The organism is Micromonospora sp. CB01531, assembly GCF_001905095.1.
GTDB lineage: Bacteria > Actinomycetota > Actinomycetes > Mycobacteriales > Micromonosporaceae > Micromonospora.
Map to the genome: position 1 here is coordinate 1 of NZ_LWLS01000059.1, position 18,467 is coordinate 18,467.

Annotated in this window: 16 protein-coding genes and 1 pseudogene; 6 read left to right on the top strand and 11 right to left on the bottom strand. The window is 74.0% G+C overall.

The features are described 5' to 3' along the window. Positions 1-848 (bottom strand): annotated as a pseudogene (locus tag A6A27_RS10450) (hypothetical protein); the annotation flags it as partial. Positions 849-997: 149 nt separating this feature from the next. Here A6A27_RS10450 and A6A27_RS10455 point away from each other — a divergent pair. Continuing rightward, complete coding sequence (locus A6A27_RS10455) at positions 998-1,636, top strand: TetR/AcrR family transcriptional regulator (RefSeq protein ID WP_073834371.1); 639 nt, start codon at positions 998-1,000, stop codon at positions 1,634-1,636. A 65-nt stretch (positions 1,637-1,701) separates the two neighbouring features. After that, complete coding sequence (locus A6A27_RS10460; protein WP_073834372.1) at positions 1,702-1,929, top strand: DUF3107 domain-containing protein; 228 nt, start codon at positions 1,702-1,704, stop codon at positions 1,927-1,929. A gap of 51 nt (positions 1,930-1,980) precedes the next feature. Here A6A27_RS10460 and A6A27_RS10465 read toward each other — a convergent pair whose 3' ends face one another. Next, positions 1,981-2,625: a ferritin-like fold-containing protein gene (locus A6A27_RS10465; protein WP_073834373.1), complete on the bottom strand. Its 645-nt coding sequence runs from the start codon at positions 2,623-2,625 to the stop codon at positions 1,981-1,983. A 318-nt stretch (positions 2,626-2,943) separates the two neighbouring features. Here A6A27_RS10465 and A6A27_RS10470 point away from each other — a divergent pair, with 318 nt between their 5' ends. The 3 genes from A6A27_RS10470 (at position 2,944) to A6A27_RS10480 (ending at position 6,571) form a co-directional block, all read left to right on the top strand. Beyond that, positions 2,944-4,593, top strand: coding sequence for a DEAD/DEAH box helicase (locus A6A27_RS10470; protein ID WP_073834374.1), 1,650 nt, complete (start codon positions 2,944-2,946; stop codon positions 4,591-4,593). 251 nt (positions 4,594-4,844) lie between these two features. After that, positions 4,845-5,996 carry a class I SAM-dependent methyltransferase gene (locus A6A27_RS10475; RefSeq protein ID WP_073834375.1) on the top strand — a complete coding sequence of 384 codons (1,152 nt, stop codon included), beginning with the start codon at positions 4,845-4,847 and terminating at the stop codon, positions 5,994-5,996. Positions 5,997-6,154: 158 nt separating this feature from the next. Further along, positions 6,155-6,571, top strand: coding sequence for a helix-turn-helix domain-containing protein (locus A6A27_RS10480; protein ID WP_073834376.1), 417 nt, complete (start codon positions 6,155-6,157; stop codon positions 6,569-6,571). A gap of 4 nt (positions 6,572-6,575) precedes the next feature. Here A6A27_RS10480 and A6A27_RS10485 read toward each other — a convergent pair whose 3' ends face one another. From A6A27_RS10485 to A6A27_RS10500, 4 genes are all read right to left on the bottom strand, one after another. After that, complete coding sequence (locus A6A27_RS10485) at positions 6,576-7,619, bottom strand: hypothetical protein (RefSeq protein ID WP_443189967.1); 1,044 nt, start codon at positions 7,617-7,619, stop codon at positions 6,576-6,578. Then, the gene (locus tag A6A27_RS10490; protein ID WP_073834377.1) at positions 7,612-7,842 is read right to left on the bottom strand and encodes a heavy-metal-associated domain-containing protein; all 231 of its coding nucleotides are present in this window, start codon (positions 7,840-7,842) and stop codon (positions 7,612-7,614) included. Before A6A27_RS10490 ends, A6A27_RS10485 begins: the two co-directional genes overlap by 8 nt. A 145-nt stretch (positions 7,843-7,987) precedes the next feature. Continuing rightward, complete coding sequence (locus tag A6A27_RS10495; protein WP_073834378.1) at positions 7,988-10,129, bottom strand: RecQ family ATP-dependent DNA helicase; 2,142 nt, start codon at positions 10,127-10,129, stop codon at positions 7,988-7,990. A 37-nt stretch (positions 10,130-10,166) separates the two neighbouring features. Continuing rightward, on the bottom strand, positions 10,167-11,972 hold the full coding sequence (locus A6A27_RS10500) for a BTAD domain-containing putative transcriptional regulator (protein ID WP_073834379.1): 1,806 nt from the start codon (positions 11,970-11,972) through the stop codon (positions 10,167-10,169). 141 nt (positions 11,973-12,113) lie between these two features. Here A6A27_RS10500 and A6A27_RS10505 point away from each other — a divergent pair, with 141 nt between their 5' ends. After that, positions 12,114-12,935: a hypothetical protein gene (locus A6A27_RS10505; RefSeq protein WP_073834380.1), complete on the top strand. Its 822-nt coding sequence runs from the start codon at positions 12,114-12,116 to the stop codon at positions 12,933-12,935. Positions 12,936-13,099: 164 nt separating this feature from the next. Here A6A27_RS10505 and A6A27_RS10510 read toward each other — a convergent pair whose 3' ends face one another. Genes A6A27_RS10510 through A6A27_RS10530 form a run of 5 tightly spaced genes read right to left on the bottom strand, consistent with a single transcriptional unit; the run spans position 13,100 to position 17,830 of the window. After that, a complete protein-coding gene (locus A6A27_RS10510; protein ID WP_073834381.1) occupies positions 13,100-14,215 on the bottom strand; it encodes a branched-chain amino acid ABC transporter permease in 1,116 nt (371 codons plus the stop codon). Beyond that, positions 14,212-15,102, bottom strand: a complete 891-nt coding sequence (locus tag A6A27_RS10515; protein WP_073834382.1) for a branched-chain amino acid ABC transporter permease — start codon at positions 15,100-15,102, stop codon at positions 14,212-14,214. The genes A6A27_RS10510 and A6A27_RS10515 overlap by 4 nt, the downstream gene beginning before the upstream one ends. Next, a complete protein-coding gene (locus A6A27_RS10520) occupies positions 15,099-15,884 on the bottom strand; it encodes an ABC transporter ATP-binding protein (protein WP_073834383.1) in 786 nt (261 codons plus the stop codon). Before A6A27_RS10520 ends, A6A27_RS10515 begins: the two co-directional genes overlap by 4 nt. Next, positions 15,881-16,624, bottom strand: coding sequence for an ABC transporter ATP-binding protein (locus A6A27_RS10525; RefSeq protein ID WP_073834384.1), 744 nt, complete (start codon positions 16,622-16,624; stop codon positions 15,881-15,883). Before A6A27_RS10525 ends, A6A27_RS10520 begins: the two co-directional genes overlap by 4 nt. A gap of 3 nt (positions 16,625-16,627) precedes the next feature. Then, on the bottom strand, positions 16,628-17,830 hold the full coding sequence (locus A6A27_RS10530; protein ID WP_073834385.1) for a substrate-binding domain-containing protein: 1,203 nt from the start codon (positions 17,828-17,830) through the stop codon (positions 16,628-16,630). Between the last annotated feature and the right edge of the window lie 637 nt (positions 17,831-18,467).

Below are 18,467 nucleotides of genomic sequence, written 5' to 3' on the forward strand. Positions count from 1 at the left end.
CGCTCGGCCCAGCCCCGGGAGAGCGACGGCGGCTCGGCCGGCGAGTCGGCCGGAGCCCAGCCGCGCGACAGCGACGGCGGCTCGCCCGGCCCCCGGTCGGCCCAGCCCCGGGACCCGGGCGGCGGCTCGGCCGGTGACTCCGGCGGGCGCTGGTCGGCCCAGTCCCCGGACGCGGTCGGCGGCCCGGCCGGCGATTCGGGCGGGCGCGGGTCGGCCCAGCCCCGGGAGGGTGACGGGGGCGGCTCCGCGGCGGCCCGCTCGGCGGCCGGGGCGTGGAAGCCGGGCGGGACCTCGAAGCCGGAGGCGGCCGCGCCGACCGGCGGCACCTGAAGGGCCGGCGGCGCGGAGGTGGGGCCCCTGCCCTCCGCCCGGCGCGACACGCGGCCGGGCAGCGCTTCGTCCGATGAATGCCGGGCCGGTGGCTCCGCCTCGGCGGACGGCTGCTCCACCGCGGGGACGGGCCGCTGGGCCGGGACGGCCAGGCGGTCGGCGTCGGTCTCCCGGCGTGGCTCGTCGACGGGCGGGGCACTCACCGGCGCCTGGCGGGTCACGGGCGAATCCTCCCCGGCGTGGTCCACGCCGTTGACGTGGCGGCCGTTGACCCGGCCCGACGGTTCCTCGGCGGGCAGCCCGGGCAGCGGGGCCGGGAGGTCGCCGTGGCGGGGCGACGAGGCGCCCCAGCCGGTGAGATCGGCGCGGGGCCAGGCGGCCGGCGGCTCCGCGCCCCGGGCCCAGCCGGACGCCGGGGGCGCCCACCCGCCGCCGGTGCGGGCCAGGTCGTCGTGCTGACCCCGCCCGTCGCCGTGCTCTCCCGGGGTGGCGGCTCCGGGTTGCCCTGAATCACTCACCGCGCGCTCCTTGGTCGCCCCCGCTGAGGCTACCGTGTGGCGACAGTGGCGATAAGTTACAGCGGCGGGCCAATTCCGCGACGGGCTCACGAGCCCGGACCGGTTCGGGTGATAAGTGCCGGCTCGTACGATGAAACTCGGAGGTTCCCATGACCGCTGTGGGGAACGGTGCACAGACCGCCGGCCGGCCCACCCGCCTGCCCCGCTCGGCGCGCCGCAAGCAACTGCTCGCCGCCGCCCAGGAGGTGTTCGTCGCGCAGGGCTACCACGCTGCCGCGATGGACGACATCGCCGAGCGGGCGGGAGTCTCCAAGCCCGTGCTCTACCAGCACTTCCCGGGCAAGATGGAGCTCTACCTCGCGCTGCTGGACACGCACTGCGACGCCATCGTGGCGAAGGTGCGCGACGCGATGCGCGGCACCAACGACAACAAGGAGCGGGTCAGCGCGTCGGTGCGCGCGTACTTCGACTTCGTCGACCACGAGAGCGAGGCGTTCCGCCTGGTCTTCGAGTCGGACCTGCGCAACGACCCGGCCGTCCGGCAGCGGGTGGAACGGGTCGAGCAGGGCTGCATCGCCGCGATCACCGACACCATCATCTCGGACACCGGCGTGAGCCGGGCGCACGCCGAACTGCTCGCCTCCGGCCTGGTCGGCGCCGCCGAGACGGCCGCCCAGTTCTGGCTGGCCAGCGGCCGGCAGGTGCCCAAGGCGGAGGCCGAGGCGCTGGTCGCCGCCCTCTCCTGGCGGGGCATCGCCAGCTTCCCGCTGCAAGGCGAGTCAGCCTGAACATCGGTACGCCAGATCGGATAGCCTTCTCACGGCGGCTTTTTCGCCCCAGTTGAGGAGGCACCGTGGAGGTCAAGATCGGCGTGCAGTACGCGCCGCGTGAGCTGGTCCTGGAGAGCGGGCAGTCGCCGGCCGAGGTCGAGCAGATCGTGACCGACGCGATCGCCAAGGGGGAGGGCACGCTCTCCCTGACCGACGAGAAGGGCCGGCGGGTCATCGTGCCGGTCGGCAAGGTCGCCTACGTCGAGATCGCCGAGGCCGCACCCCGCGCGGTCGGGTTCACCGTCCGCTGAGTTTCCTGCCGGAGCCGCCGCGGCGGGCACCCCGCCACGGCGGCTCGGGCGTCAGTTGTTCAACCCCGCGGCGGTCATCCGCGCGGTGTGCGCGTCGGTCAGCCGGCGGAACAGCGCCGGCACGTCCACCCCCTCCCGGCGCGCGATCAACGCGGTGAGCGCGCCCCGGTCCGCGGCGGCGACCCGGCCGGCCTGGGACAACGCCTCCCCGACCAGCCGTCGCGCCCACATGGAGAGCCGGTTGGCGACCCGGGGTTCGGCCTCGATGGCCGCCCGGATCTCGGTGGCGGCGAACTCGGCGTACCGCGAGTCGTGCAGCACGTCGAGGATGAGCTGCCGGTCCGGCCCGTCGAGCCCGTCGGCGATCTCCCGCAGGAAGTCGTCGCTGACGGCGTCCCCGACGTACGCCTTGGTCACCGCCTCCAGCCAGTCCTTCGGCTCGGTCGAGTCGTGGTACGCCTGCAACGCCTCGACGTACGGGGTCATCGCCTCGTCGGGCCGTGCGCCCAGCGCCGTGATCCGGTCGGCGATCCACCGGTAGTGCGCGATCTCGGCGGCGGCCATCTCGCTGAGCGCGGCCCGTCGGGGCAGGTCGGGGGCGAGGCGGGCGTCGGCGGCCAGCCGGTCGAAGGCGAGCAGTTCGCCGTACGCCACGAGGCCGAGCAGGTCGACCAGGGCGGGATCGGGGGCGGACACGAGCGCAGGCTACCGCCCCGCCGCCACCCCCGCTGACCCCATTGATCTGTGGCCCAGGTCACGCCCAATGGCCCCGGGACAGCGGCCCAGCAGCGGAATCAGGACGGCCCAGAGGCCGTTCAGGTAGTATGGAGCAGTTGCCGTGGGCACCGATCCGATCAGCAGAGGACATCAACCGAGCTGATCACTGTCCGGCCCCCGGCGCGCGTGCGGCCCGGTCCGGCTCGGCGTACCGCCCCCGACCGTGTGGCCCGCGCCAAACCGACCGCGCCCTGAGGACATGAGGGGCGCACCACGAGAGGGCACCCCCAAATCCATATGAGCGAGCAGATTCAAGGCCAGGAACTGGCCCCCACCGCTCCGGTTCGTCCGGAAGCTCCCACTTTCGCCGAGCTCGGCGCCCGCAAGGAGACCGTCGAGGCGCTCGCCGCCGCCGGCATCACCCGCGCGTTCGCCATCCAGGAGTACGCGCTGCCGATCGCGCTGCGCGGCGTCGACCTGATCGGCCAGGCACCGACCGGCACCGGCAAGACCCTCGGCTTCGGCATCCCGCTGCTGGAGCGGGTGTTCGCCCCGTCCGAGGGCAGCGACGGCGTGCCGCAGGCGCTGGTCGTCGTACCCACCCGCGAGCTGGGCATCCAGGTCGCCAGGGACCTCGACGCCGCCGGCCGCACCCGGGGCGTCCGGGTGCTGCCGATCTACGGCGGCGTGGCCTACGAGCCCCAGATCGAGGCGCTGCGCAAGGGCGTCGAGATCCTGGTCGGCACCCCGGGCCGGCTGCTGGACCTGGCCAAGCAGAAGCACCTGCGGCTCGACCGGGTGCACGCGCTGGTGCTCGACGAGGCCGACCGGATGCTCGACCTGGGCTTCCTCGACGACGTCGAGAAGATCCTCGCGATGCTGCCGGAGGACCGGCAGACCATGCTCTTCTCGGCCACCATGCCGGACCCGATCGTCGCCCTGTCCCGGCGCTTCCTGCGCCGGCCGGTGACGATCCACGCCGGGCACACCGCCGAGACCGGTCCGTCGCCGCAGACCCAGCAGCTGGCCTACCGAACCCACTCGATGAACAAGGTCGAGATCGTCGCCCGCATCCTCCAGGCCGAGGGCCGAGGCCTGACCATGATCTTCACCCGCACCAAGCGGGCCGCCGACCGGGTCGCCGAGGACCTGGACTTCCGCGGCTTCGCGGTGGCCGCCGTGCACGGCGACCTGGGCCAGGGCGCCCGGGAGCGGGCGCTGCGGGCGTTCCGCGCCGGCAAGATCGACACGCTGGTCGCCACCGACGTGGCCGCCCGGGGCATCGACGTCACCGGCGTCACCCACGTGATCAACTACGACTGCCCCGAGGACCAGGACACCTACACCCACCGGATTGGCCGTACCGGCCGGGCCGGGGCGACCGGCGTCGCGGTGACCTTCGTCGACTGGGACGACATGCCGCGCTGGCGGATCATCGACAAGACCCTCGGGCTCGACATGCCCGAGCCGCCGGAGACGTACCACACCTCCGCGCACCTCTACACCGACCTGGACATCTCCCGCGAGATCACCGGCACGCTGCCGACCGCCGAGCGCACCCGCGCCGGGCTGTCGGCGGAGGTCGAGGAGGACCTGGGCGGTGGCCGGTCGCGACGCGGCGAGCGCGGTGCGCGGCGCGGCGAGAGCCGGGGCCGGGAGCGCCGGCGGGGTCGGGGCGGCGACGCCGCCGCGACGCCCGCCGAGGGCGACAGCGGCGCCGAGTCGGCCGCCGAGGAGGGCACCCGCACGCCACGCCGCCGCCGGCGCCGCCGGGCCGGTGAGACCGCCGCCGGCGAGCCCACCGCGGCGGTCACCGCCGAGGGCGGAGCCGAGCCGGCCGTGGCCGCAGCCGCCGAAGGCGAGACGCCGACCAAGCCGCGCCGCCGCCGGCGCCGCCGCAGTGGTGGTTCGGGCAGCGGTACGCCGGCCGAGGCGACCGCCGACTGACAGCGATGGGCGACGGCCCTCGGACCGGGACCGGTCCGAGGGCCGTTCCCGCTTCAGATCAACTCCACGTCCTGCACGTCGCGGTAACCGAGCTCCCTGGCACCCGCACCCCGAGTGGACCAACCGACCGCTGCGTCCATGGCTGCAGAGCGCTCTGCAGCCAGGGGCGCAGTGCGGCAGGGATGGCGACGCGGGACACCCGCGAGACGGGGCGCGGCTGTGACCCGCCCGACAACGAGGAAGATGAGGCCATGCCGGAACCGCTGGACGCCGCCCTGACCGAGGTGCGGGCGCTGCTGCTCGACCCCGCCCTGACCCGGGCGGTCGCCGCCGGGCGGCGCCGCGGCGAGCGTCCCTCGGTGGTCCGCGCCGAGCTGCGCCCGGTCACCCTGAAGGCCGGCCTGCGGCTGCAGATCGCCACCTCGGACGCCGCCCGGCCGTACACCCGCAACGTGGCACCGGGCGCGGAGGCCGGCGCGGCGGTCGACGCGCTGCTCGCCGAGCCCTTCGGCAACTGGCATGTGGAGACGGCCGACACCACGCTCCAGCTCCGGGTGACCAAGTCGGGCGAGGCGCAGGTGCACCGGGCGGCGGCGAGCCGACCGGCGCCAGAACCGGGCGGCCACGACCGGGCCAAGGACTACCTGCTCGACCCGGGCGACCCGATCTTCGCCGAGATCGGCGGCTCGGCGGCCAAGCGCCGCCAGGTGGACGCGTTCCTGCGCGCGCTGGCGGCCACCCTGCCCGACGACCTGACCGGGCCGTTGCGCGTGGTCGACCTCGGCTGCGGCAACGCGTACCTGACGTTCGCGGCGTACCGCTATCTGATCCGGCGTGGGCTGGACGTGACGCTGGTCGGGGTGGACGTCCGCGAGGACCAGCGCCGCCGCAACACCGAGCTGGCCGAGCGGCTGGGCTGGGCCGACCAGGTGAGCTTCGTGGCCGGCACCATCGCCGAGGCGGTGGTCGAGCCGGTACCCGACCTGGTGCTGGCGCTGCACGCCTGCGACACCGCCACCGACGAGGCGCTGGCCCGCGCCGTCCGCTGGAATGCCGGGTGGGTGCTCGCCGCCCCCTGCTGCCACCACGACGTGGCGGCCCAGCTCCGCGCCCGTACGGCCCCGGGGCCGTACGAGCTGCTCACCCGGCAGGGCATCCTGCGCGAGCGGTTCGCGGACGTGCTGACCGACGCGCTGCGGGCCGGCCTGCTCCGGCTGCACGGCTACCGGGCCGACGTGGTGGAGTTCGTCGACTCCCGGCACACCCCGCGCAACCTGCTGATCCGGGCCCGGCACACCGGGAACACGCCGACCGCCGACCAGCGGGCGGAGTATCGGGAGCTGGTCGACCAGTGGGCCGTGACGCCCCGGCTGGAGACCCTGCTGTCCGGATCGCCGGCCTGACGGCGGCCGGTCGCGGTAGTTGATTCGGGGCAACCGATCTGCCGTCCCGGCCGTCCTGCCACCCGACCGATCAGTCAGTTACTTCGACCCTCGTTCGTACTACCCTGTCGGAGGCCGCACCGTCCGGTGCTCGCGCCGGAAAGGGAAGACCCGGAGGGATGGGTTCCGCAGAGGTTTCACCACAGATGGCGTTCGCCCGCTTCGTGCGGCGCGCCATCGACGACGCCCGCGAGGAGCGCGGCTGGACGGTGACCGAGCTGGCCACGCACACGGGTGTGGGGCGGTCCACGGTGTTCCGCTGGCTGGCCGGCGACTGGCAGGACTACCCGGAGCTGGCCAAGGTGCGCGGCTTCTGTGCCGCACTCGACCTGCCGGTGGCGGCCGCCTTCCGCGCTCTCGGCCTGCCCGACGCCGGCCAGGTCCCCCGCCGCCGCGCCGAGGACGCCCCGGTGGAGGCGGACGTCCGGGTGATCTTGGAGCGGCTGGCCGATCCCAACGTCCCGGCCGAGGAGAAGCACCACATCCGGGACCTGCTCCGCTACCTGGCGCGCCGCCCGGTCCGCCGGGCCGGCTGACGCCTCAATCGACCGTCACGGTGAACGCGGCGGTACGCACCACGCCGCCGACCTGGAAGTCGAAGAACATCCGGTAGCGGCCGGGCCCGGGCGCGCTGAGCGAGAACGTGACCGGGTCGCCGTCCCGCCGGGTCTCCGGGTGCACGTGCACGTAGCCGAGGTCGCCCTCGCGGAGCGCGACCAGGTGGCCGTACGCGCCGAGGTAGGGCTCCAGCGCCGCGGCCGGGCCGCCGGGGGTGAGCACCTGGAACCGCAGCGGGGTCGCCGCCCCGACCGTCGGGGTGCCCTCGTATCCGACGGTGAACCCGTCGACCGTGGTCGAGGTGGCCGGCGCCGGCAGCGGCCGGGGCGCGTACCCGCCGGGCGCGGCCAGGTCGGTGCCGAGGGTGACGGCGGTCTGCCGGCCGTCGTCAGCGACCGCGGTGAAGTCGGCGTACGCCCGCCAGACTCCCGCCTCGGGCAGGGTCAGCGGCACCGACCACGAGCCGTCCGCCGCCATCGTCGGGTGCAGGTGCTGATAGCCGGTGAGGTCGCGGCGCACCACGATGAGGTGCATCGGCTTGTCGTGCACGACGGCGAACCGGGTGACCGGTCGCCGCCGCTCGTCCCGGATCTGGAACCGCAGCTCACCAGCCCGGCCGGGGGTGAACTCCACCGTCAGGGGGGTGAGCGTGTAGCCGGCCGAGCTGAGCGAGAGCCCGACCGCGTCCGCTCCGTCGCCCTGGGTGACCGTGGCCCCGCCGTGCGAGTGCGCGCCGGTGCCCGGCGCGTGGCTGTGCGTCGCGGTCGCCGGGGCGGCGCCGGACGCGGTGGTCGGCGGCGGGTTCAGCCGTCCGAGGCCGAAGCCGAGCAGCACGGCGAGCACCAGCCCGCCCACCGTCAGGGCGAGCCGCAACGTGGCCCGGTCCACCATGCCGGGGCCCGCCACGGCCGGCAGGTCGCGGTCGAGCACGGCCGGCAACGCGTCGGGACCGGCCGGGGCGGTCGACGCGTCGGGACCGGCCGCGGCCGGTGCCTCGGGACGGGTGACGGACGGCGGCTCAGGCAACGCCGCCGGCCAGTTCGTAGCCCGCCTCGTCCACGGCGGCCCGGACGGTCTCGACCGGCAGCGCATCGCTGCTGGTGACGGTGGCCGTACCCGCGGCGAGATCGACCCGGACCTCCTCGACACCGGGCAGGGCGGACAGCTCCTCGGTCACCGCCCGCACGCAGTGCTCGCAGGTCATCCCGCTGACGGCGTAGGTCTGGGTGACGGGTCGCTGCTCGGTCATGCGCCCACGGTACCGCCAACCGGGGTACCGCCCGGGGCACCGTCGGTGACGGTGGCGACGCTCGCAATCCGGCCGGCCCGGGAACTTACCCCGGCCGGTGGACGACTACCCCAGATCGAGGGTGAGACCGGCAGCCGTCGACGGATCAGCCGGCGATCGCGAGGGCCAGCGGGAGCACCTCCGGGGCGCCGGCCCGGCGCAGCAGCCGAGCCACCATGGTCATGGTCCAGCCGGAGTCCACCAGATCGTCGACGAGCAGCACCGGCCCGTCCAGCCCGACCAGGGCGTCGGCCAGCTCGTCGGGCAGCGCGAAGGCGTCGTGCAGGGCGCGTACCCGCTGAGCGCTGTTGCCGCGCGGCCCGCCGGCCCCCGACGGGCCGGTCCGGGCGACCCGGCCGAGCAGCGGCAGCCGGCCCACGGTGGCGATCCGCTCGGCGAGCGAGCCGACCAGCGCCGGACGGGTGCGGGAGCCGACCGCCACCACGCCGACCGGCCGGCGCGGCCAGGGGTCGTCGCCGTGCGCCCACGCCTTCAGCACCTCGACCACGGCCGCCGCGACGTCGTCGGGGACCGCGCCGTCCGCCGCGTCCGGCCCGACCAGGCCGCGCAGCCGTCCACCCCAGCCCAGGTCGGAGAGGCGACCCACGGCCCGGCCGGGCAGCGCCTGCTCCGTCGGGGGGATGCGCCCCTTAAGGGGTACGCCCACCGCGTCGAGGCCGGTCGGCCAGAGCTTCTTCGGCGCGATCGCCACGCCGGGGCGGCCGAGGAAGGTCTGCGCGGCGGTGAGCGCGGTGTCGCTGACCTCGGCGCCGACCACCGGGCCCGCGCAGTTGTCGCAGCGGGCGCAGTCGGCCGCCCCGCCGTCGTCCAGGCATTCTCGCAGGTAGCGCATCCGGCAGCCGGTCGTGCTCGCGTACCCGAGCATGGCCTGCTGCTCGGCGGCGCGCGCCTGGGCGACGCGCCGCAACCGGGGCTCGTCATAGACCCAGGGCTCGCCGGTGGCGAGCCAGCCGCCGCGCACCCGGCGGACCGCGCCGTCCACGTCGAGCACCTTGAGCATCAGCTCCAGCCGGGCCCGGCGCAGGTCGACGATCGGTTCGAGGCCCTGGGTGGAGCTGGGCCGGTCCGGGTGCAGCGCGGCGAGCACCGCGCGCACCTGCTGCTCGGGCGGGAAGGCGAGCGAGGCGAAGTACCGCCAGATCGCCGCGTCCTCGGCGCCGGGGAGAAGCAGCACCTCCGCGTGCTCCACGGCCCGGCCGGCGCGGCCGACCTGCTGGTAGTAGGCGATCGGCGAGGGCGGCGCGCCGAGGTGCACCACGAAGCCGAGGTCCGGCTTGTCGAAGCCCATGCCGAGCGCGCTGGTGGCCACCAACGCCTTGATCTTGTTGTCCAGCAGGTCCTGCTCGGCGGCGCGGCGGTCGGCGTCGTCGGCCTGGCCGGTGTACGCGGCCACCTGCCAGCCCCGGGCGCGAAGGAACTCCGCCGTCTCGCCGGCCGCCGCGACGGTGAGCGTGTAGATGATCCCGGAACCGGGAAGCCCGTCGAGGTGGTCGGCGAGCCAGGCCAGCCGGTGGGCCGGGCTCGGCAGGTCGACCACACCCAGCCGCAGCGACTCCCGGTCGAGGGTGCCGCGCAGCACCAAGGCGTCACCGAGCTGCTCGGCGACATCCTCGGTGACCCGGGCGTTGGCGGTGGCGGTGGTGGCGAGCACCGGGGTCCGCTCGGGCAGGTTGCCGAGGAAGGTCCGCAGCCGGCGGTAGTCCGGCCGGAAGTCGTGCCCCCAGTCGGAGACGCAGTGCGCCTCGTCCACCACCAGCAGCCCGGTGGTGGCGGCCAGCTTCGGCAGCACCCCGTCCCGGAAGTCCGGGTTGTTGAGGCGTTCCGGGCTGATCAGCAGCACGTCCACCGTCCCGGCGTGGATCTCGGCGGTGATCTCGTCCCACTCGTCGAGGTTGGCCGAGTTGATGGTGTGGGCCCGGATGCCGGCCCGGGCCGCTGAACCGACCTGGTTGCGCATCAGCGCCAGCAGCGGCGAGACGATCACGGTCGGGCCGGCTGCCTCGCCTCCCACGCCGGCGGCGCCGGCCTGGCGGAGCAGCGCGGTGGCCACGAAGTAGACCGCCGACTTACCCCAGCCGGTCCGCTGCACGCAGAGCACCCGCCGGCGGTCCACCACCAGCGCCTCGATGGCCCGCCACTGGTCCTCGCGGAGCCGGGCGTGCTCACCCGCCAGCCGCCGCAGCACCGCCTCGGCCCGCTCCCGTACGGCCACCCGATCCTGGCTCATCCGGCATTTCTACCAGGCACCCGGGCGGCGTCCGGGATCACGCGGGCAGGTTGGCCGGCGGGGGCGGCAGAAAGAGCAGCACCTCACGGAGAGGGTCGCTCACGGCGGGCGGCAGGAGGCACCGCGCGGCCAACTCCTCCATCGAGGCGTACGCGCCGCGCACGCGCCGGTCCAGCACCAGGTGCTGCGCCTGCGCCGGGCTCAGCCCGGGCAGCCCGATGATCACCTGGTCCGCCACCGCGTTGATGTCGACGAGACCACCGTCGTCGTACGCCCGGGGTAGGTCGGGGCGGCCGATGCGCAGTTCCCCGCGCGCCGTCGGGTAGTGGTAGAGCAGGTAGCGGGCATGCTCTCGGCGCAGCCGACGGTCGTCCGCCGGCGGCCGGCGGCCCCAGTGGGCGCGGAACCAGCCGAGCAGCCGGCCGTTGAGCAACACGGCGTGCACCGCGCCCGCCAGCCAGGTGATCAGCCAGATGGTGATCACTACGCCCTCGAGGTCGGTCACCTCTTCCGTCTCGCTGCGGACGCCGGCCAAGAAGGACACGGCCACCGCCAGGTAGTAGCCCGCCGCGAGCCCGTTGCGCCAGCTCCGTCGCCAGATCGCGTACAGGAGCACCACCAGCCAGGTGAGGAGGCCGAAGGAGGCCAGGGCGGTGAGCGCGGACACGACGGTGGTGCCGATGCTCAGCCAGCGTGGCACGCCGCGGCGCGCGACCACGGGCATCGGCATTGGCGGCGGGCCGCCGGCGGGCCAGCCGGCGGTGTCGGGCGGTAGCCAGCCGACGGACGGCGGAGGGACCGGTCCGGCAGCCGGACCCGACGGCGGCGCCGATCCGGGCGGTGCGGCCGGGAGCTCAGGTGCGGCCGGTGCGGCGGGCGTGGCCGGGTGCTCGGGCACGGCGGGCGCGGCGGGGTGCCCGGATGCGGCAGGCGCTGCCGGCGCGGCCAGGTGCTCGGATGCGACCGGCGCGGCGGGCGCGGCGGCGGTGAGCCTCGCGGCCGGGCGCGCCGACTGGACCGGCACGGCCGGGGTCGGGTCCGGTGCGGTGAGCGCGCCCTGCGGAGGCGTGCGCAGCAGCGTGGCGTCCGAGCGCAGCATCCGTCCGTGCAGCTCCCGCAGCACCTCGCCGGGCTCGATGCCGTACTCCTCGCGAAGCAGGACGGCGAACTCCCGGTACGCGGCGAGCGCCTCCGCCTGCCGGCCGCTGCGGTACAGCGCCAGCATGAGCTGGTACCGCAGCCGTTCCCGGACCGGGAACTCGGCCACCAGCTCCACCAGTTCGCCGACCAGCTCGCGGTGCCGCCCGCTGTCCAGTTCCAGCTCGGCGCGGGTCTCCAGGGCGACGGCCCGCAGCTCCACTAGGCGGTGCCGCGCGGTGTCGAAGTACAGCCCCGGGAACCCGGTGAACGGGTCACCCTGCCACAGGTCCAGCGCGGCGGTCAGCTCCGCCAGCGCCTCGGCGGTACGCCCGGCCGCGTGCTGCTGCCGGGCCCGGTGCACGCCGCGCTCGAAACGGACCGCGTCGACCGACTCCGGCGGGACCCGCAGCAAGTAGCCGGCGTCGGTGAGGGTCAGCACCCGCCCCGGCGTACGCGGGGACCGGTCCGGTTCCAGCACCCGGCGCAGCCCGGCGACGTACTTCTGCACGACGTTGGGGCCGTTCGCGGGCGGGTCCTCCGGCCAGACCGCCTCGACGACCTGGCCGGTGGAGACCGGGCGGCCGGCGGAGAGCAGCAGCACGGCGAGTACCGCCCGCTGCTTGCCGGCGCCGAGATCGAGTGGGCGGTCCGCGTACCAGGCCCGCTGCGGCCCGAGGATCTCGAAGCGCAAGACCTGTGACATGCGAGTTTCCGCTCCTACACCCCGCCCCGTACGCCGACGGCGGCCCGCGGCAGTCGGACCGCAGCATATCGGCAGCGGGACGGCCGTGGTGACCTGCCAAGATCTCCCCGCAACAGCCCCTTGGGAAAGTGAGTCAACGAAATGACGCAGCGTATCGGCACCGCCGCGACGATCCGGCGGGTCGCGGGCATCGCGACGGCCGTGCTGGCCGCCACCACCCTGTCCGCTGGGTGCGGCACGATCAAGGACGGCGCCTCCACCGGCGCCGGATCCACCCCTGCGGCGTCCCCGTCCGTCGACCCGAAGCAGGCGCTCCTCGCAACAGTCCCGGACGAGGCCACGAGCGCGTTCCGGTTCACCGGCAAGGACGCCTCCAGCAGCCTGAGCGGGCGGATCGACCCGGCGTCGAAGGCGCTGGAGATGAACATGGCGATGCCACCCGAGGACGGGATCACCGTGAAGATGTCGTTCCTGGTCATCGAGGACAAGGTCTGGATGAAGGCGAAGTTCAGCGGTAAGCCGGGCCTGCCGAAGCTCCCGGAGAAGTGGATGGCGCTGGACAAGGCCAAGCTGACCGACGCCAGCGGCGTGCCGAGCTACGACGGCGCCGACCAGGGCAACGCCGGCCCGCTGCTCGACGCGGCGACCTCCGTCGAGCAGCAGGGCCCCGGGAAGTACGCCGGGTTCATCGACGTGACCGGCGGCGAGGCGGCCAAGGCGCTGGACGACGGCGAGGCGGCGGCGCTCGGCGAGGCCGGCAAGCACGTGCCGTTCACCGCGCAGGTGGGGCCGGACGGGCACCTCACCTCGCTGGTGCTGGAGATGCCCGCGGCCGGTAAGCAAAAAGCGTATCAGTACGTCGTCGCCTACACCGACTTCGGCAGCACGGAGAAGATCACCGCGCCGACCGGGAGCGCGGTGACGAAGGCACCTTCGCTGGCGTACCAGCTGTTGAACGGCTGACCCACGACGGGAGGGGCGGCGGCCACACGGGGGGCCGCCGCCCCCGCGTCGTTGCCGGCTCAGCTCCCTGCCCGCCGAGCTCCGTTGATCATGAGGTTAGCCTGGTCGGCGCCGGTGTGTCGTGCCGCCAACCTCATGATCAACGAGACGGGAGGGCCGGGGGGTCAGCGGCGGCGGAGGGCGGCCAGCACGGGGGTTAGGCGGGATCGGAGGCTGGCCAGGCCGCCGGGGAAGAAGTAGACGGCCAGGATGAAGACGGTGCCGAGGACGAAGAGCGGCTGGGACAGCGGGTGGCTGAGGAACGCCGGGAGGCTGTTCACCGCGTCGCTGGTGCCGAAGGCGGTGAGCCGGTGGTCCAGGTACATGTAGAGGATGCCGCCCAGCACCGGACCCCACCGGGTGCCCGGACCGCCGAGCACCACCATGACCAGCAGCGACAGGGTCAGCTCGGACGACGTGACGTGCGGGCTCGCACCGCCCACGATCAGGCAGTAGACCACCCCGCCCGCCGTCGCCAGCCCGCCGGCCAGGGCGAACGCGACCAGTTTGAAGCGGTACGGGTCGAGCCCCAGCACCCCGATCCGGCGCTCGTCGTCGCGCAGCCCGGCCAGCACCCGGCCGGTGGGCGAGCCGCTCACCCGGTGCACCACGAAGACCACGAGGGTCAGGTACGCCAGCGCCAGCCAGTACAGGTTCACCGTGTTGGCGACCCCGACCAGCGCGGACGGCAGCCCGGACACGTCCAGCGGCAGCCCCTCCTCGCCGCCGGTGAGGCCGCCGAAGTCGCGAGCCACCAGGATCGCCCCGACCTGGGCGAAGGCCAGCGTCACCATGGCGAACGCGATCCCCACGGTGCGCAGCGCGACCGCGCCGAGCAGCGCGGCGAGGATCGCCCCGCCGACGACGGTGAACAGCGCGGCCTGCCACAGCGGCAGCCCGAACCGGGTGATCAGGATGTCGGTGCCGTACACGCCGGCGGCGAAGTAGAGGGCGTGCCCGAAGGAGAGCATCCCGGTCCGCCCGAAGAGCAGGTCGTAGCCGGCCGCCAGGCCGCCGAACACCAGGCAGATGGCGAGCAGTTGCAGGGTGCCCGGCGAGTTCAACGGCCCCTCGAAGACGCCCGGCAGGTTCAGCGTCGAGTACGGCAGGATCGCCGCCACCACCAGGGCGGCCAGCGGCGCGTACGGGCGCAGCCCGAGCCAGCGGGAGTGCCCGGGGGTCAGTTCGTCGGGCACCGCCTCGGGCGGCGCCGCGACCTCGGGACTCTTCACCTCGGTCATGCGTGAGCCACCTTTCCGGCCAGGCCCTGCGGACGCAGCAGCAGCACCACGGCGAGCAGCCCGACGACGCAGAGGTCGCCCAGCCCGGACGTGCCGTAGTAGTTGACGAACTGTTGCAGCAGCCCGACCGCGACCGCCGCGTACGCGGACCCGACCACCGAGCCCATGCCGCCGATCACCACCACGATGAACGCGAAGATCAGCAGCGAGCCGCCCTGCCCGGGCGAGACGGTGCCGAAGTAGACCCCGCCGAGCGCGCCGGCCAGCGCGGCGGCCGCCCCGCCGATCGCGAAGACCAGGGTGAACGCCTTGCGTACGTCGATGCCGAGCGCGGTCACCATCTCCCGGTTCTCCACGCCGGCCCGGATGATCAGGCCGTACCTGGTGAACCGGAGGAAGGCGAGCAGACCGCCGAGCACCAGCACCGCGGCGATGATCAGCAGCAGCCCGGCGTTCGGCACGTTCGCGCCGAGGATCGAGGTCACCTCGCGGGTCCACGCGGGGCGCGGGAACGGCCGCGGGTCGGCGCCCCAGGTGGCCTGGAGCAGTGCCACCCCGGCCAGCGACAGGCCGACGGTGACCAGCACCTGCTCGATGGTGCGGGAGTAGAGCGGCCGGATCAGCACCAGCTCGACCAGCACCGCCACCAGCGCCCCGGCGAGCACGCCGAAGGCGACCGCCACCACGAACCCGAAGCCGCCCGGCCCGGCACCGGGCAGGTTGCCCGCCGCCCACCAGGTCGCGTACGCGCCGACGCCGAGGAACAGGCCGTGCGCGAAGTTGAGCACGTCGGCCAGGCCGAAGACCAGGGAGAGGCCGGAGGCCACCAGGAAGTAGAGCGCCGCCAGGCCGAGCCCGGTCAGCGCCAGCAGGATCACCGTGCTCACGCGATGCCATCCTTCGTTCGCGACTGCGCGGCTCGCGGGCCCGACTCGCTCCTCGCGCTCTCCGCGACCTCCGAGCCGACGCCCAGCAGCGACTTGGTCAGCGCGGTCTCCAGCAGCAGTTCCTGTGCGTCGCCGGTCCAGGCCACCTTGCCGGTGGAGAGCACCACCGCGTCCCTGGCCAGCCGCCGGACCACCGCCAGGTTCTGCTCGACCAGCAGCACCGGCACGGATTCCGCCACCCGTTCCAGCACCTCGGCCACCTCGGTCACCACCTTCGGCGCCAGCCCCTTGGTCGGCTCGTCGATCAGCAGCAGCCGGTTGTCGTTGAGCAGCACCCGACCGATGGCGAGCATCTGCTGCTGCCCGCCGGAGAGCGAGCCGGCCCGTTGCCGTCCGCGTCGGTCCAGCTCGGGGAAGAGGGCGAAGACCTTGTCGTACGCCGGGGTGGTGCCCCGCCGTTCGGCGAGCCGCAGGTTCTCCGCGACGGTGAGGCCAGCGAAGACGCAGCGGTCCTCCGGCACGTAGCCGAGGCCGTCGCGGACCAGCCGGTGGGTGGGGCGGGCGAGCAGGCTGCGCGCGCCCATCCGGATCGTGCCGCGCACCTCGCCGTTGCGGGGCGTCAGCCCGACGATCGCGCGCAACGTGGTCGTCTTGCCGACGCCGTTGCGGCCGAGCAGCACGGTCACCCCGGTCGGGGCGACCTCGAACGACACCCCCTGGAGGATGTGCAGCCCGGCGATCCGCACCGACAGGTTCTCGACGCTGAGGACAGGTTCACTCATAGCGATTCCCCCAGGTACGCCTCCTGCACGGTGGCGTTGGCCATCACCGTGTCCGGGGTGTCGCAGGCCAGCAGCGCCCCGTGGTGCATCACGGCGATCCGGTCGGCCAGTTCCAGGATCACGTCCATGTGGTGCTCCACCATGAGCACCGACCGCCCGCTGTCGTCGGTCAACGACTTGATGACGGCGACCAGTTCGGGCACGTCCTCGGCGCTGACCCCGGCCATCGGCTCGTCGAGCAGCATCACCCGGGGCTCCCCGGCGAGCAGCAGGGCGATCTCCAGCTTGCGCTTCTCGCCGTGGGCCAGGGCCCCGGCGAGCGCCGTACCCCGGTGGGCGAGGCCGACCCGGTCGAGCGCCGCGTCGGCGGCGGCGGCCACCTCCCGGTCGGCCGCCGCCCGCCGCCACAGCTTCATCGAGCCACCCCGGTGCGCCTGTACGGCGAGCCGGACGTTCTCCCGCACCGTCAGCGAGCCGAACACCGAGGACGCCTGGAAGGTGCGCCCCAGCCCGAGGCGCGCCCGCCGGTGCGGCGGGAGGGCGGTGACGTCCTCCCCGTCCAGCAGGATCCGCCCCTCGGTTGGCCGACGCAGGCCGGTGATCAGGTTGAACAATGAGGTCTTGCCGGCGCCGTTCGGCCCGATCACGCCGAGGAACTCGCCCGGCGCGAGGTCGAGGTAGACGCTGTCGACGATGGCGACCTCACCGATCCGCCAGGTCAGACCGCGGGTGGCGAGCACGGATCAGCCCTTCATCTGGGTGACCGGCGGCGCGGTCTCGTCGCCGGTCAGGGTCTTCTGCGCGGTCGCCGTGTACGCGGTGCCGCTGCCCGACAGCTTGGCCTGGTACATCGGCTGGAGCAGCGCATGGTCCTCGGGCCGGATGGTCATCTGGCCCTTGATGCTGTCGAACTGCCAGCCCTCCAGCGCCTTGATCATCTTGTCGACGTCGTCGCCACCCTCCTGCGCGGCGCGGACCACCATCTGGGCGGCGGCGAAGCCGTCCGGGTGGAACAGGTCGAGGGTGCCGCCCGGGATCTTGGCCTTGGCCGCCTTGGCCGCCTCGGTGTCGCTGGCCCCGTCGAAGTAGTGCGACAGGAAGGAGATCTTGCTGCCGGCCGCGCCGAAGGTCGGCCAGGAGGCGCGGATGTCCAGGCCGGTGACGACCGTGGTGGAGGCGAGTACGCCCTGCTGGTCGAGCGTCTGCCACATGGCGGGGGCGGTCGTGCCGGCCCACGCGACGAAGAGCAGGTCCGGCTTGGCGGCCTTGATCTGGCTGGCGAACGGGGTGAACTCGGTGGCGCTCGCCGGGGCCCGGACGCTGCTCACGGTCGCGCCGGCACCGCCGATCACCGCCTTGACGGCGGCCTCGTTCGCGTCACCGAAGGCGCCGTCCTGGGCGAACACGACCACCTTCTTGCCGGTGGCGTCGCCGATGAAGGACTTGGCGGTCACCACGTCCTGGTAGGACTGCCGGCCCGACCGGAACGTGTACTTGTTCGCCCCGGTCACCGCGTCGGTGGCGGCCGGCCCGGAGATGAAGAGCACCTTGTTCTGCGCGGCGATCGGGGCGACCTGGAGGGCCACGCCGGAGGAGGTGGAGCCGGCGATGATCTTCGCACCCTTGCCGATCAGGTCCTTGGCCGCGGAGACCGCCTTCGCCGGGTCACCCGCGTCGTCGACCTCGGTGAGTTCGATCTTCCGGTCGCCGACCTTGCCGGTGCCCTTGGTGGCGAAGTCGAGGCCGGCCTTGAAACCCTCGATGTACTGCTTGCCGTAGCTGGCCAGCGGCCCGGACTGGGAATACACCAGCCCGACCTTGACCGGGGCGGCGTCGCCGCCGCCGGAGGCGGTGTCCTGCGGGCTGCCACACGCCGTGACGGCCACCGCGGCCGCCATCATCGTGGCGGCGGAAAGGAACACCCGTCGCGTGTGCCGGATCGTCATTGCGACTCCAGGTGAGGACAGGGGGGAACGTCAGTTGTCGGCTCACGCTAGAAGTGACGTCACCCACGAGCTATGTGGTCGAAACACACAAGTGATCGGGGTGGGATGGCCCCGCGTAACAACCCCCCGACATCCTCGCGTAACCCCGTCGACTCCGGATGGCCGCCGCCGCCATCGATGCGCCGGCCGGTGTGTCGCACCCCGCCATCGCGGAGCCGCACCCGCGAGCCGGCCTCCTGTCCGGCGCGCCGGACCCGCACTCGCCGTCGTGGTCGGCCGGGCGCGGGCAGTGCTACCGCGGTAGGCCGGGAGCCATTCCGGCCGTGGCACCTACGTCGCCGAGCGCCCCGGGCAGTAGGGTCCGCACTCCCTACAGACTTGATGTCGTAAACGATTCAGGCACGCTGGGCGCGCCTGAATCGTTCGCGCCGTCAGCTCCAAAGGAACCGACGAGCGCAACCTCCGCCCGGTTCGCCGATCCATTCACGTCATCAAGTTCGTAACGTCGAACGGGAGCACTCTCGCCCCGCCCGCCCGCCCGCCCGACCTGCCAGGCCAGGCCGCCCACGACTGCGCCGCGCCCCAGAGAAGCGAAACAGCCGGAGAAACAGCACGTGGGGTGCCCGGACACCGCCGG